Origin of the sequence: Leptotrichia sp. oral taxon 417, from assembly GCF_013394865.1 — a bacterium.
In the GTDB taxonomy this organism is placed as follows: Bacteria; Fusobacteriota; Fusobacteriia; order Fusobacteriales; family Leptotrichiaceae; genus Leptotrichia; species Leptotrichia wadei_A.
Window position 1 is genome coordinate 1 of record NZ_JABXYV010000005.1, and the last position, 14,685, is coordinate 14,685.

The window sequence follows — 14,685 nt, forward strand, 5'->3', positions numbered from 1 at the left end:
ATTTCTGTTGTTGCGATGATTGAAGGCTGGGAAGAAATGTTAGAAATTGAAATTAACGATACAGACTTAACAAGATTTTTAACAGTCGTATTTTCTGAATTTGAAAAAGAAGTATATGATTTTAATTTTAAATACGATGCAAGTACTGTAATTTCTGCATTCTTAAACTACAGAAGTTTTAGAAACATAGATTTTTCAAAAACACGTGAAAACAGTGAATTTAAAAAACTTAATGACAAATTTGCAACAGAAATTGAAGACGAACATTTGAAATATGAAGCAAAAAAATTAACCAAAAAAGACAATATAACTTACGAAGAATTGTTTGAAATTTTTGCAGAAAGACTTATTAAAAGAACTGAAAAAGCGAATAAAAAACAAAGAAGAATATTTTGTAATTTGATAACAACAAATGAAAAAACGGCTATATGACTTTAAATACTTGCTTTTAATTTTTAAAAAGGAAGCACAGGCAAGGAAACAGGACAAGGCAAGGAATTGCTTCATAGATGACCGTACAGGCAAGAGAGTAAGGCAAGGCGATAAAAATATCGACTTAGGGTCGAAACGTGCTTAAAAACAATCCTGTGAGACAAAAACAGGCTTTTAGATTAATTGGAAAGGCTTTAAAATGCTCCAAAAACGTCCATACTCGCAAGGAAGAGGGGTAAGGCAAGGAATAGGTCGGCTTTGATTGAGAAGACGTCAGAAACGGACGTATGGGCAATATGACGGTTTTGTTTCTCTTGCATTTTATTTTTAAAAATGATATAATAATTTTGAAAAAAAATACCGTTCACGGTGTAAATGTAGTAAATATGCGAGAAAATGGCTCTATTCATTGAATAGGGCTTTTTTTTATGCTATAATTATCCGTCAAGGCTTCGCAACCTTGATACTACATTTCATTGTGAATGGGGGTGGTTCGAATGGCAAATTGGGATTTGACTGTTTTGACAGTTATGATCGTGTTATTCTTGATTTTTAACTGTCAAGAATAGCAGTTAAATTCTTGCCTAATGTCCTCCTTTTGCCTGTCAGCAAGTTTGCTGACAGGTTTCTCATTAATTTTAAAGGCTTTAATTAATTTTTGACAAGCATATAATTTTTTGCTAAAATAATCAAAAAAAGGAGAAAAAATGAGTATAGAAAGAAAAAAAGATGAAAAAGGTAATTTGATTTTTGGTGTTGGAAATAGAGATTTTTCTAATCAAGGAGAGGCTGAAATTAAAAATAATGAACTTGAGGAAGAAAAGGCTAAAAAGAAAAAAGCTGAAAAAACTGATTTAATGAAAGAAGTGGCCCGTTTGCCAAAGAAAGATGACAAAAAAAATAAAACAGAAGTTAAAGGAAGAAGTTGAGATAATAAATAGAGCGTTATATAACGCTCTATTTGTTGAGTTTTAAATTATCATTTATATGAGCAATAATCACACGTTTTAACTCCAAATCATTATTTTCCTTTTCACGTGCTTTGTAATATTTCTTAGTTTCTCTCATCTTAGTTCTTAATTTAGCCAATTTCTCGTCACACGTTTGAATTTCAAGCTGCACTTTCTTTTGATATTTGTTGACACATTCCTCGTAAACATTCAATAATTCCTTAGTAGTTTTCACATCAAAATCTTGCTTTTTCTTGATTTTATCATAAATTTTAAGCACTTTTTTTTCAATTTCATCTAAACTTAAATTATCATATTTTTGCATATTTTACTCCTTAATTATAGATTTTTCCTTAATTTTTACTGGTTGCATATGCTTATACTTCTGAATATCCTTACCTCGAAATACCACATCTATTCCAAAATAATCGGCAATTTTTTGGATTTTTTCTTTTATTTTAGAAACAACATCACGGAAAATCTTGGGATCGGATTTAGCCATATCCTCAATACCACACCCCATACTGACAATTTCAAGGGCTGGTTTAACTTGACCCTCAAACAACACTTCTTTTATAATCTTATCAGAATTACTAATATCTGTATAACGGTTTATAGCCTCGTGGGCGACCTTTATAATCTTATCAGCCATAAGACTACCAGCAGCTAAATTTTTTTCAGCAGAAGCCTTTATACCCTCTTCTATGGCATTATTTACATCAATTTCATAATCCATTGAATTAATTTTTTCATCAAATTTCATTTCAACAAGCCTTTCCTTTACTTCCTGATTTACTTTTTCAATGATTTCATTGCTTGGATTTCCAAGAGCTTCATTAACCTTAATTTTTAAAATTTCCTTGTTAATTTCAGTTTTTTCAGGCTCTGACAATTCCCTTTCAATCTCTGATTTCCTGTATTCATCAATGGCTTGTTTCCTAAATTCACTTGTATCAACTGTTTTTTTTATCTCATCTTTCAATTCTAAGACAACTTCGTTTTTAATTTGACTACGCCTTTTCTTAAAGAAATCTTTATCAGAATTCCTAATCAAATCTGAATAAAATTGGAAAAGCTGCTTTTCTACTTCTTTCATAAGATCTTCAAGTTCACTAGGATTATTCTCAATTTCCTTTTTCTTAATCTCAACAACTTTATTATAAATTTCAGGAGTTCTCGCAAGTTCTTTCACAGCCAAATCAACAGCCTTTTCAATATTAGATTTTTTAGTTTTTTCTTTTTCGGCCAGTTCCGAAATCAAGTCATCTTTCTTTGATTGCTTAAATTCCAAATAAGTTTCTCTATAAAAATCACGTTCAGCACTTTTCCTAATCCCCTCAAAATCAATAACAGGAAACCCCTCAAGGAATTCATCCATACTTGAGAAATTACGGCTTAATTTTTTCAAATGATTTTGGACCAGCCAATCAATATTACTAATTAATTTTTTTTCTTTTTTATCCAGTTTATCCCTCAAATCAGGCAAATTATGAAAAATCCTATAGAAAAAATTTTTCCTAAATTTTTCTATTTGGCGAGAAATCTCATCAATTTCATTAAAATTTTCCATAATATCAGACTTCAAATCATTATTAACTTGATTTATTTTATCATTATTAGTTTTTAATTCAATAATTTTTTCCTTGCTGTAATCAAAATTACGACCTTTTTCCTTTTCTTTAAAATTAAAATCAGGATCAGCAAATTTCCGCATTGAAACCAAAGCATTTTCTCTCATTTCTTTTTGCATTTTTTCCAAAGTTTCTGGAGTAAAAATTTTACTTTTAGCACATTGGGAAGACATCCCCCTTTTATAACCAGTAGCCTTTGGAATACCTAAAACGTGAAGATGTGGACTTGCCTCATCGAGATGCAGCATTGCATTAGTTATAATAAAATCAGGAAATTTCTCTTTAAAATCCTTAATTTGCTCTCTATAGACACTTTCCATAAACTTTTTCTTATCAGGGTTCTCTTTCCAATAATACTGGTCTGAAACTTGTATGATTATTTCAACAGCCACATCCTTATCAGAAGCCTCAACGTGCTTGAAATAATCATCAATTTTCCTATCTTTACGCTTTTGTTTATCATTGTATTCTGAAACTTCCTCAAGAAAGGAATTATTGAAAACTTTTATGTAATCCTTAGCACTTTTACAGGGGTTTTCAATTAATTCAACAATCTTATCTTTATCATAAGTGCCTTTTTTCTCCTGATACACTCTCAAAATATGATTATAAAAACTCACTAAATTTTTTTTATTTTTTATAGAATGTTTTCTTCCTGAAATGTGGATCGAATAACTTCCGTTGCTCATATAAAACCTCTCCTTTACTTAATAATTAATAACTCCCTATGAGTATTGGCAAAGCACAATACTCGGAGCAAGGGATTATCACCCCTTGACCCCATTTAATTATCATCGTTTTCTTTTTTTTCTCCTTTCAAAACACATAAGATTTAAAATTTATGCATTTCATTTTTTCTAATTTTATTTTACATTAAAACACAGTTTTTGCCAACATTTTCAAAATAAACTGTGTATTTAACTCAAACCCTGTATTAAAGCACCTTTTCGTGTTCTTGACTATTAAAATCAAGACAAGAAAACACACAAAAATTATTGAAAAAGTTATAGAGAAACAATATAATTATAAAAGTGTAGATGAAATCATCAAAGAAGCGAAGAATATTGAAAGTGCAAAAATCAGAAAATTGCATTTTTTTGCAGATGAAAAAGTTATGAAAACATAGGAAAAATAGGGCTTTGAGACAATTTAGAAGTTAAATGACACCTAGAACACAAAAAACTGCAAAAATTTTCAGATGAAAGAAATCAGAAAAATTGCATTTTTTCGCAAGTGTAAAATCAATGCAAACATAGAAAAAATGGTGCTTTGAGACAATTCAGAAGTCAGATGACACCTAGAACACTTGAAAGGTGCTAAAAACTGCAAAGATCCAAAAATCAGAAATTTTATTTTTTTATGAAAATACCAAAAAAGCAAGTAAATTCAAGCAAAAAAGCCATTTTTCAGATGAAAATAAAAACATTTTAAAATCTTAGAATTTTTATGAAAATACTCAAAAAATCAATTTCAATTTAATTAAACAAAGGAAACATAAAGGATAAAATTGCATTTTTTTGCAAACGTAAAAACATTGGGAACAAATGAAAAATGGGGCTTTGAGACAATTTAGAAGCCGAATAACACCTCGAACACTTGAAAAAATGCAATTTTTTTTGGAATTTTGAAACGTCTGAAATGCCGATTTTCAGGGCATTAGTAAGCATTTGGAAAAGGGCCTGGAATTTTATATATATATAGCAGGCGATGGGGCAAAAAGAGGATCTGAATTTTCTTAGAATGAAAAAAATGAAATTAGAGAAAAAATGGAAACAAGATTGTAGGTACAAATAAGAAATTGAAATGAAGATTGTAAGTACAAAAGACTGAAAAAAAGAGTTTGAAAAAGAAAAATGAAAAAATTTTTTTAAAAGATTTTAACACAATAAAATCAAGACTTTTATTGATTTTTGATACTTTAAAAATGCTCGTAACTATTGACTTTAAAGAGATTGCAGAGTATAATTCAAATAAAAATAAATTAAATGAACGAAAGGAATAACAGAAAAGAAAAAATTGAATATAAAAGAAAAAAAGTTATTTATGAATGCTTTGACAGGGCCTTTATAAAATAACTTTTCCTTCTTGACTTTTTTGTTTTACTGTATAATTATTATACAGCGTAATTTAACAAAAGTCAAGTCTTTAGAAAAGAGTTTTGACTTTTTTGTTTTATTAGGTGTAGAAAAATGGCAATGAAAGATGATGAAGTAAGGATACTCAACAGGAAAATCGCAGGAATTTATGAAGAACTATGGGAGGCAACAGGCAATGAACTTTTCCGATTAAGTTATGAAAAGACAATGCGATGCGGAGAAGTAGTGAAAGGAACAGACGGAAAGGGGAAACATTACAACTGCCACGATCCATTCTGTTTACGATGTAATCGCAGGAAGAAAAACGAAAACAGGAAAAAAACTGAATATGTATTGCAGAACTCAAAGAAAAAAGGAATGAAGTACGTACACGTAATATTAACAAAAAGCAACAAAGAAGTGAACAAATCGAACGTAACAGAAAAGGCAGAAGAAATGAAAAGCGAAGTCTTTGATTTTATCAAAGAAATGAAAAAAATAGAAAAAAAATTTAATGTTATTATAAGCGAAGAAATAGAAGTGAAAAACGGAAAATTTAACCCCCATTGGCACGCAATCTTGCAGATAAATAAAAGATTATCGCAAAAGTCAATCAAAGCGGTTTGGAACACAACAAGCAATGGCGGTATGGCTATTTTTGGAAAAAACAAAATTAGCGATGAATGGCAAGAAAAAACAATGAGTTACTATATTGCGAAAGAAAAAACAGACTTCAAAAGAAAAGAAGATGAAGACGATTTGAAGTTGAAAATCTTCGCACTTCTAGGATTTTACAAAGGAAAAAAAACAAAAAATGGAAAGTATACAGGGAGACAAACGCTTTTTTACAAGGGAGAAAATTTTGAAAAAGCGTTGAAAGAATATAACAATCAAGGCAAAAACGTAGAAGAAGAAACAGAAAGCAAGGTAAAAGAACTTGAAAGAATTAAACAAAAACAAGACGAAATAATCAAGGAACAAGAAAAAACAATCAAGGAGTTGAGAATGCGATTAGAACAACAGGCTAAGGTAGAAACAGAAACAACGGAACAGGAAACAGAAACATTTATTGAAGTAGACAAAATGCAACTTGAAGAATACAAAATGGCGGTAGGGGGAGGATACTGCTATATCACAAGAGACAAGAAAAACGCTTACGTAAATACGATGTTTTGCAAAAGGTACGATAAAAAAAGTTTTGTTGCATTTGAAAGGCTAGAACAATACACGAATTTTGAAGAATTTAACAAAAAATATCAGTTAAAAAGAACTTTTTAACGTTATCCTTGATGACTGAAAATAACTACTTTCAGACAAAAAGGAGAAAAAAGGACACGATTTTGATAAAAAATTTTTAAAAAAATTTGATTTTTTTTCTAAAATGAGATATAATATGACTGAAAATAATAAAATCAGTCAAAAAAGCAAAGGGGGGGGAATGGAAAAAAATTTTGAAATTGTTGAAGCTGAAATTGTTGACAAAAAAATGAAAAATGTTACAGATGTTACTGTTGCGAAAAAGAAAAAAACAAATAATAGCGAAAATATAAAGTATTTTTATGAAGATGAGTTGCAAGAAATTTTTGAAAAAGCAAGTGATAGCGAAAGAATTATATACAGATTGCTTTACGAAACGGCGGGAAGAGTAAATGAAGTGCTTAATCTTAAATTTAAAGATATTTTTTATGATAAAAGAAAAAAAATAAACATTGTCAAAGTCAAAAACTTAAAACAAAGAAATGAAAAAGCAACAAAAGAAGTTCTAATCAGCGACAATTTGAAAAATGAAATTGAAGAGTTTCGCAAAGAACATAACTTGTGCGATGATGATTATATCTGCAATAATTATCATTTCGTGAAGAAAACAAAAATCACGAAAATCAAGAAAATGACAGACAGAACGTTAAACAGACACCTTATAAGAATTGTTGAAGAAATAAACGCAGATAATTATAACGATATTAACATAAGCAGAGATAAAGTACATACACATACATTCAGACATACTCGTGCTATTAATATGTTAGATGCTGGTGCGGATTTGGAATATGTGAGAAGATTGCTAGGACACAAAAACATAGCAAACACGGCAATTTATCTGAAATATGCAAGTTCTAAATTTTTTGAAAAAACTGTCGAATTTAATAAAAAGCTAGGATTATAGCAGAAAGTAGGAAAAAAATTATGAAATGTAGAGAAAAAAAAAGATTTTTAGCATTTGCAAATGATGTTGAATTTTTAGATCAAGAAAATTATATTTCTGTTGTTGCGATGATTGAAGGCTGGGAAGAAATGTTAGAAATTGAAATTAACGATACAGACTTAACAAGATTTTTAACAGTCGTATTTTCTGAATTTGAAAAAGAAGTATATGATTTTAATTTTAAATACGATGCAAGTACTGTAATTTCTGCATTCTTAAACTACAGAAGTTTTAGAAACATAGATTTTTCAAAAACACGTGAAAACAGTGAATTTAAAAAACTTAATGACAAATTTGCAACAGAAATTGAAGACGAACATTTGAAATATGAAGCAAAAAAATTAACCAAAAAAGACAATATAACTTACGAAGAATTGTTTGAAATTTTTGCAGAAAGACTTATTAAAAGAACTGAAAAAGCGAATAAAAAACAAAGAAGAATATTTTGTAATTTGATAACAACAAATGAAAAAACGGCTATATGACTTTAAATACTTGCTTTTAATTTTTAAAAAGGAAGCACAGGCAAGGAAACAGGACAAGGCAAGGAATTGCTTCATAGATGACCGTACAGGCAAGAGAGTAAGGCAAGGCGATAAAAATATCGACTTAGGGTCGAAACGTGCTTAAAAACAATCCTGTGAGACAAAAACAGGCTTTTAGATTAATTGGAAAGGCTTTAAAATGCTCCAAAAACGTCCATACTCGCAAGGAAGAGGGGTAAGGCAAGGAATAGGTCGGCTTTGATTGAGAAGACGTCAGAAACGGACGTATGGGCAATATGACGGTTTTGTTTCTCTTGCATTTTATTTTTAAAAATGATATAATAATTTTGAAAAAAAATACCGTTCACGGTGTAAATGTAGTAAATATGCGAGAAAATGGCTCTATTCATTGAATAGGGCTTTTTTTTATGCTATAATTATCCGTCAAGGCTTCGCAACCTTGATACTACATTTCATTGTGAATGGGGGTGGTTCGAATGGCAAATTGGGATTTGACTGTTTTGACAGTTATGATCGTGTTATTCTTGATTTTTAACTGTCAAGAATAGCAGTTAAATTCTTGCCTAATGTCCTCCTTTTGCCTGTCAGCAAGTTTGCTGACAGGTTTCTCATTAATTTTAAAGGCTTTAATTAATTTTTGACAAGCATATAATTTTTTGCTAAAATAATCAAAAAAAGGAGAAAAAATGAGTATAGAAAGAAAAAAAGATGAAAAAGGTAATTTGATTTTTGGTGTTGGAAATAGAGATTTTTCTAATCAAGGAGAGGCTGAAATTAAAAATAATGAACTTGAGGAAGAAAAGGCTAAAAAGAAAAAAGCTGAAAAAACTGATTTAATGAAAGAAGTGGCCCGTTTGCCAAAGAAAGATGACAAAAAAAATAAAACAGAAGTTAAAGGAAGAAGTTGAGATAATAAATAGAGCGTTATATAACGCTCTATTTGTTGAGTTTTAAATTATCATTTATATGAGCAATAATCACACGTTTTAACTCCAAATCATTATTTTCCTTTTCACGTGCTTTGTAATATTTCTTAGTTTCTCTCATCTTAGTTCTTAATTTAGCCAATTTCTCGTCACACGTTTGAATTTCAAGCTGCACTTTCTTTTGATATTTGTTGACACATTCCTCGTAAACATTCAATAATTCCTTAGTAGTTTTCACATCAAAATCTTGCTTTTTCTTGATTTTATCATAAATTTTAAGCACTTTTTTTTCAATTTCATCTAAACTTAAATTATCATATTTTTGCATATTTTACTCCTTAATTATAGATTTTTCCTTAATTTTTACTGGTTGCATATGCTTATACTTCTGAATATCCTTACCTCGAAATACCACATCTATTCCAAAATAATCGGCAATTTTTTGGATTTTTTCTTTTATTTTAGAAACAACATCACGGAAAATCTTGGGATCGGATTTAGCCATATCCTCAATACCACACCCCATACTGACAATTTCAAGGGCTGGTTTAACTTGACCCTCAAACAACACTTCTTTTATAATCTTATCAGAATTACTAATATCTGTATAACGGTTTATAGCCTCGTGGGCGACCTTTATAATCTTATCAGCCATAAGACTACCAGCAGCTAAATTTTTTTCAGCAGAAGCCTTTATACCCTCTTCTATGGCATTATTTACATCAATTTCATAATCCATTGAATTAATTTTTTCATCAAATTTCATTTCAACAAGCCTTTCCTTTACTTCCTGATTTACTTTTTCAATGATTTCATTGCTTGGATTTCCAAGAGCTTCATTAACCTTAATTTTTAAAATTTCCTTGTTAATTTCAGTTTTTTCAGGCTCTGACAATTCCCTTTCAATCTCTGATTTCCTGTATTCATCAATGGCTTGTTTCCTAAATTCACTTGTATCAACTGTTTTTTTTATCTCATCTTTCAATTCTAAGACAACTTCGTTTTTAATTTGACTACGCCTTTTCTTAAAGAAATCTTTATCAGAATTCCTAATCAAATCTGAATAAAATTGGAAAAGCTGCTTTTCTACTTCTTTCATAAGATCTTCAAGTTCACTAGGATTATTCTCAATTTCCTTTTTCTTAATCTCAACAACTTTATTATAAATTTCAGGAGTTCTCGCAAGTTCTTTCACAGCCAAATCAACAGCCTTTTCAATATTAGATTTTTTAGTTTTTTCTTTTTCGGCCAGTTCCGAAATCAAGTCATCTTTCTTTGATTGCTTAAATTCCAAATAAGTTTCTCTATAAAAATCACGTTCAGCACTTTTCCTAATCCCCTCAAAATCAATAACAGGAAACCCCTCAAGGAATTCATCCATACTTGAGAAATTACGGCTTAATTTTTTCAAATGATTTTGGACCAGCCAATCAATATTACTAATTAATTTTTTTTCTTTTTTATCCAGTTTATCCCTCAAATCAGGCAAATTATGAAAAATCCTATAGAAAAAATTTTTCCTAAATTTTTCTATTTGGCGAGAAATCTCATCAATTTCATTAAAATTTTCCATAATATCAGACTTCAAATCATTATTAACTTGATTTATTTTATCATTATTAGTTTTTAATTCAATAATTTTTTCCTTGCTGTAATCAAAATTACGACCTTTTTCCTTTTCTTTAAAATTAAAATCAGGATCAGCAAATTTCCGCATTGAAACCAAAGCATTTTCTCTCATTTCTTTTTGCATTTTTTCCAAAGTTTCTGGAGTAAAAATTTTACTTTTAGCACATTGGGAAGACATCCCCCTTTTATAACCAGTAGCCTTTGGAATACCTAAAACGTGAAGATGTGGACTTGCCTCATCGAGATGCAGCATTGCATTAGTTATAATAAAATCAGGAAATTTCTCTTTAAAATCCTTAATTTGCTCTCTATAGACACTTTCCATAAACTTTTTCTTATCAGGGTTCTCTTTCCAATAATACTGGTCTGAAACTTGTATGATTATTTCAACAGCCACATCCTTATCAGAAGCCTCAACGTGCTTGAAATAATCATCAATTTTCCTATCTTTACGCTTTTGTTTATCATTGTATTCTGAAACTTCCTCAAGAAAGGAATTATTGAAAACTTTTATGTAATCCTTAGCACTTTTACAGGGGTTTTCAATTAATTCAACAATCTTATCTTTATCATAAGTGCCTTTTTTCTCCTGATACACTCTCAAAATATGATTATAAAAACTCACTAAATTTTTTTTATTTTTTATAGAATGTTTTCTTCCTGAAATGTGGATCGAATAACTTCCGTTGCTCATATAAAACCTCTCCTTTACTTAATAATTAATAACTCCCTATGAGTATTGGCAAAGCACAATACTCGGAGCAAGGGATTATCACCCCTTGACCCCATTTAATTATCATCGTTTTCTTTTTTTTCTCCTTTCAAAACACATAAGATTTAAAATTTATGCATTTCATTTTTTCTAATTTTATTTTACATTAAAACACAGTTTTTGCCAACATTTTCAAAATAAACTGTGTATTTAACTCAAACCCTGTATTAAAGCACCTTTTCGTGTTCTTGACTATTAAAATCAAGACAAGAAAACACACAAAAATTATTGAAAAAGTTATAGAGAAACAATATAATTATAAAAGTGTAGATGAAATCATCAAAGAAGCGAAGAATATTGAAAGTGCAAAAATCAGAAAATTGCATTTTTTTGCAGATGAAAAAGTTATGAAAACATAGGAAAAATAGGGCTTTGAGACAATTTAGAAGTTAAATGACACCTAGAACACAAAAAACTGCAAAAATTTTCAGATGAAAGAAATCAGAAAAATTGCATTTTTTCGCAAGTGTAAAATCAATGCAAACATAGAAAAAATGGTGCTTTGAGACAATTCAGAAGTCAGATGACACCTAGAACACTTGAAAGGTGCTAAAAACTGCAAAGATCCAAAAATCAGAAATTTTATTTTTTTATGAAAATACCAAAAAAGCAAGTAAATTCAAGCAAAAAAGCCATTTTTCAGATGAAAATAAAAACATTTTAAAATCTTAGAATTTTTATGAAAATACTCAAAAAATCAATTTCAATTTAATTAAACAAAGGAAACATAAAGGATAAAATTGCATTTTTTTGCAAACGTAAAAACATTGGGAACAAATGAAAAATGGGGCTTTGAGACAATTTAGAAGCCGAATAACACCTCGAACACTTGAAAAAATGCAATTTTTTTTGGAATTTTGAAACGTCTGAAATGCCGATTTTCAGGGCATTAGTAAGCATTTGGAAAAGGGCCTGGAATTTTATATATATATAGCAGGCGATGGGGCAAAAAGAGGATCTGAATTTTCTTAGAATGAAAAAAATGAAATTAGAGAAAAAATGGAAACAAGATTGTAGGTACAAATAAGAAATTGAAATGAAGATTGTAAGTACAAAAGACTGAAAAAAAGAGTTTGAAAAAGAAAAATGAAAAAATTTTTTTAAAAGATTTTAACACAATAAAATCAAGACTTTTATTGATTTTTGATACTTTAAAAATGCTCGTAACTATTGACTTTAAAGAGATTGCAGAGTATAATTCAAATAAAAATAAATTAAATGAACGAAAGGAATAACAGAAAAGAAAAAATTGAATATAAAAGAAAAAAAGTTATTTATGAATGCTTTGACAGGGCCTTTATAAAATAACTTTTCCTTCTTGACTTTTTTGTTTTACTGTATAATTATTATACAGCGTAATTTAACAAAAGTCAAGTCTTTAGAAAAGAGTTTTGACTTTTTTGTTTTATTAGGTGTAGAAAAATGGCAATGAAAGATGATGAAGTAAGGATACTCAACAGGAAAATCGCAGGAATTTATGAAGAACTATGGGAGGCAACAGGCAATGAACTTTTCCGATTAAGTTATGAAAAGACAATGCGATGCGGAGAAGTAGTGAAAGGAACAGACGGAAAGGGGAAACATTACAACTGCCACGATCCATTCTGTTTACGATGTAATCGCAGGAAGAAAAACGAAAACAGGAAAAAAACTGAATATGTATTGCAGAACTCAAAGAAAAAAGGAATGAAGTACGTACACGTAATATTAACAAAAAGCAACAAAGAAGTGAACAAATCGAACGTAACAGAAAAGGCAGAAGAAATGAAAAGCGAAGTCTTTGATTTTATCAAAGAAATGAAAAAAATAGAAAAAAAATTTAATGTTATTATAAGCGAAGAAATAGAAGTGAAAAACGGAAAATTTAACCCCCATTGGCACGCAATCTTGCAGATAAATAAAAGATTATCGCAAAAGTCAATCAAAGCGGTTTGGAACACAACAAGCAATGGCGGTATGGCTATTTTTGGAAAAAACAAAATTAGCGATGAATGGCAAGAAAAAACAATGAGTTACTATATTGCGAAAGAAAAAACAGACTTCAAAAGAAAAGAAGATGAAGACGATTTGAAGTTGAAAATCTTCGCACTTCTAGGATTTTACAAAGGAAAAAAAACAAAAAATGGAAAGTATACAGGGAGACAAACGCTTTTTTACAAGGGAGAAAATTTTGAAAAAGCGTTGAAAGAATATAACAATCAAGGCAAAAACGTAGAAGAAGAAACAGAAAGCAAGGTAAAAGAACTTGAAAGAATTAAACAAAAACAAGACGAAATAATCAAGGAACAAGAAAAAACAATCAAGGAGTTGAGAATGCGATTAGAACAACAGGCTAAGGTAGAAACAGAAACAACGGAACAGGAAACAGAAACATTTATTGAAGTAGACAAAATGCAACTTGAAGAATACAAAATGGCGGTAGGGGGAGGATACTGCTATATCACAAGAGACAAGAAAAACGCTTACGTAAATACGATGTTTTGCAAAAGGTACGATAAAAAAAGTTTTGTTGCATTTGAAAGGCTAGAACAATACACGAATTTTGAAGAATTTAACAAAAAATATCAGTTAAAAAGAACTTTTTAACGTTATCCTTGATGACTGAAAATAACTACTTTCAGACAAAAAGGAGAAAAAAGGACACGATTTTGATAAAAAATTTTTAAAAAAATTTGATTTTTTTTCTAAAATGAGATATAATATGACTGAAAATAATAAAATCAGTCAAAAAAGCAAAGGGGGGGGAATGGAAAAAAATTTTGAAATTGTTGAAGCTGAAATTGTTGACAAAAAATGAAAAATGTTACAGATGTTACTGTTGCGAAAAAGAAAAAAACAAATAATAGCGAAATATAAAGTATTTTTATGAAGATGAGTTGCAAGAAATTTTTGAAAAAGCAAGTGATAGCGAAAGAATTATATACAGATTGCTTTACGAAACGGCGGGAAGAGTAAATGAAGTGCTTAATCTTAAATTTAAAGATATTTTTTATGATAAAAGAAAAAAAATAAACATTGTCAAAGTCAAAAACTTAAAACAAAGAAATGAAAAAGCAACAAAAGAAGTTCTAATCAGCGACAATTTGAAAAATGAAATTGAAGAGTTTCGCAAAGAACATACTTGTGCGATGATGATTATATCTGCAATAATTATCATTTCGTGAAGAAAACAAAAATCACGAAAATCAAGAAAATGACAGACAGAACGTTAAACAGACACCTTATAAGAATTGTTGAAGAAATAAACGCAGATAATTATAACGATATTAACATAAGCAGAGATAAAGTACATACACATACATTCAGACATACTCGTGCTATTAATATGTTAGATGCTGGTGCGGATTTGGAATATGTGAGAAGATTGCTAGGACACAAAAACATAGCAAACACGGCAATTTATCTGAAATATGCAAGTTCTAAATTTTTTGAAAAAACTGTCGAATTTAATAAAAAGCTAGGATTATAGCAGAAAGTAGGAAAAAAATTATGAAATGTAGAGAAAAAAAAAGATTTTTAGCATTTGCAAATGATGTTGAATTTTTAGATCAAGAAAATTAT

Annotated in this window: 19 protein-coding genes; 15 read left to right on the forward strand and 4 right to left on the reverse strand. The window is 29.5% G+C overall.

Annotated features, from left to right (window positions below):
• From HW276_RS11515 to HW276_RS11525, 3 genes are all read left to right on the forward strand, one after another.
• A partial coding sequence (locus HW276_RS11515) for a hypothetical protein (RefSeq protein ID WP_178938613.1) occupies positions 1–432 on the forward strand: 432 nt, incomplete at its 5' end.
• Positions 413–577 carry a hypothetical protein gene (locus tag HW276_RS11520; RefSeq protein ID WP_178938614.1) on the forward strand — a complete coding sequence of 55 codons (165 nt, stop codon included), beginning with the start codon at positions 413–415 and terminating at the stop codon, positions 575–577. The genes HW276_RS11515 and HW276_RS11520, both read left to right, overlap by 20 nt.
• 562 nt (positions 578–1,139) lie before the next feature.
• Positions 1,140–1,361 carry a hypothetical protein gene (locus HW276_RS11525; RefSeq protein WP_178938615.1) on the forward strand — a complete coding sequence of 74 codons (222 nt, stop codon included), beginning with the start codon at positions 1,140–1,142 and terminating at the stop codon, positions 1,359–1,361.
• A 28-nt stretch (positions 1,362–1,389) separates the two neighbouring features.
• Here the strand turns inward: HW276_RS11525 and HW276_RS11530 are convergent, their stop codons facing one another.
• Positions 1,390–1,707 carry a hypothetical protein gene (locus HW276_RS11530; protein WP_178938616.1) on the reverse strand — a complete coding sequence of 106 codons (318 nt, stop codon included), beginning with the start codon at positions 1,705–1,707 and terminating at the stop codon, positions 1,390–1,392.
• A 3-nt stretch (positions 1,708–1,710) separates the two neighbouring features.
• A complete protein-coding gene (locus HW276_RS11535; protein WP_178938617.1) occupies positions 1,711–3,702 on the reverse strand; it encodes a plasmid recombination protein in 1,992 nt (663 codons plus the stop codon).
• Between the two features lie 260 nt (positions 3,703–3,962).
• Here HW276_RS11535 and HW276_RS11540 point away from each other — a divergent pair, with 260 nt between their 5' ends.
• The 7 genes from HW276_RS11540 (at position 3,963) to HW276_RS11570 (ending at position 8,705) form a co-directional block, all read left to right on the forward strand.
• A complete protein-coding gene (locus HW276_RS11540) occupies positions 3,963–4,139 on the forward strand; it encodes a hypothetical protein (RefSeq protein WP_178938618.1) in 177 nt (58 codons plus the stop codon).
• Between the two features lie 714 nt (positions 4,140–4,853).
• Positions 4,854–5,015 (forward strand): hypothetical protein, encoded by a 162-nt coding sequence (locus HW276_RS11545; protein ID WP_178938619.1) that lies wholly within the window; start codon positions 4,854–4,856, stop codon positions 5,013–5,015.
• Positions 5,016–5,202: 187 nt separating this feature from the next.
• The gene (locus tag HW276_RS11550; RefSeq protein WP_178938620.1) at positions 5,203–6,366 is read left to right on the forward strand and encodes a hypothetical protein; all 1,164 of its coding nucleotides are present in this window, start codon (positions 5,203–5,205) and stop codon (positions 6,364–6,366) included.
• A gap of 160 nt (positions 6,367–6,526) precedes the next feature.
• Positions 6,527–7,252, forward strand: a complete 726-nt coding sequence (locus HW276_RS11555; protein ID WP_178938621.1) for a site-specific integrase — start codon at positions 6,527–6,529, stop codon at positions 7,250–7,252.
• A gap of 20 nt (positions 7,253–7,272) precedes the next feature.
• Positions 7,273–7,776 (forward strand): hypothetical protein, encoded by a 504-nt coding sequence (locus tag HW276_RS11560; protein ID WP_178938622.1) that lies wholly within the window; start codon positions 7,273–7,275, stop codon positions 7,774–7,776.
• Positions 7,757–7,921, forward strand: a complete 165-nt coding sequence (locus HW276_RS11565; protein ID WP_178938614.1) for a hypothetical protein — start codon at positions 7,757–7,759, stop codon at positions 7,919–7,921. The genes HW276_RS11560 and HW276_RS11565 overlap by 20 nt, the downstream gene beginning before the upstream one ends.
• Positions 7,922–8,483: 562 nt before the next feature.
• Positions 8,484–8,705 carry a hypothetical protein gene (locus HW276_RS11570; protein WP_178938615.1) on the forward strand — a complete coding sequence of 74 codons (222 nt, stop codon included), beginning with the start codon at positions 8,484–8,486 and terminating at the stop codon, positions 8,703–8,705.
• A 28-nt stretch (positions 8,706–8,733) separates the two neighbouring features.
• Here the strand turns inward: HW276_RS11570 and HW276_RS11575 are convergent, their stop codons facing one another.
• Together HW276_RS11575 and HW276_RS11580 are read right to left on the reverse strand one after the other, a co-directional pair.
• Positions 8,734–9,051, reverse strand: coding sequence for a hypothetical protein (locus tag HW276_RS11575; protein WP_178938616.1), 318 nt, complete (start codon positions 9,049–9,051; stop codon positions 8,734–8,736).
• Between the two features lie 3 nt (positions 9,052–9,054).
• Positions 9,055–11,046 (reverse strand): plasmid recombination protein, encoded by a 1,992-nt coding sequence (locus tag HW276_RS11580; protein ID WP_178938617.1) that lies wholly within the window; start codon positions 11,044–11,046, stop codon positions 9,055–9,057.
• A 260-nt stretch (positions 11,047–11,306) separates the two neighbouring features.
• Here HW276_RS11580 and HW276_RS11585 point away from each other — a divergent pair, with 260 nt between their 5' ends.
• From HW276_RS11585 to HW276_RS11605, 5 genes are all read left to right on the forward strand, one after another.
• The gene (locus HW276_RS11585; RefSeq protein ID WP_178938618.1) at positions 11,307–11,483 is read left to right on the forward strand and encodes a hypothetical protein; all 177 of its coding nucleotides are present in this window, start codon (positions 11,307–11,309) and stop codon (positions 11,481–11,483) included.
• Positions 11,484–12,197: 714 nt separating this feature from the next.
• Complete coding sequence (locus HW276_RS11590; protein ID WP_178938619.1) at positions 12,198–12,359, forward strand: hypothetical protein; 162 nt, start codon at positions 12,198–12,200, stop codon at positions 12,357–12,359.
• A gap of 187 nt (positions 12,360–12,546) precedes the next feature.
• A complete protein-coding gene (locus HW276_RS11595) occupies positions 12,547–13,710 on the forward strand; it encodes a hypothetical protein (RefSeq protein ID WP_178938620.1) in 1,164 nt (387 codons plus the stop codon).
• Positions 13,711–13,976: 266 nt separating this feature from the next.
• Positions 13,977–14,288 carry a tyrosine-type recombinase/integrase gene (locus tag HW276_RS11600; RefSeq protein WP_370464651.1) on the forward strand — a complete coding sequence of 104 codons (312 nt, stop codon included), beginning with the start codon at positions 13,977–13,979 and terminating at the stop codon, positions 14,286–14,288.
• The gene (locus HW276_RS11605) at positions 14,285–14,593 is read left to right on the forward strand and encodes a tyrosine-type recombinase/integrase (protein WP_178938624.1); all 309 of its coding nucleotides are present in this window, start codon (positions 14,285–14,287) and stop codon (positions 14,591–14,593) included. The genes HW276_RS11600 and HW276_RS11605 overlap by 4 nt, the downstream gene beginning before the upstream one ends.
• Positions 14,594–14,685: the final 92 nt, after the last annotated feature.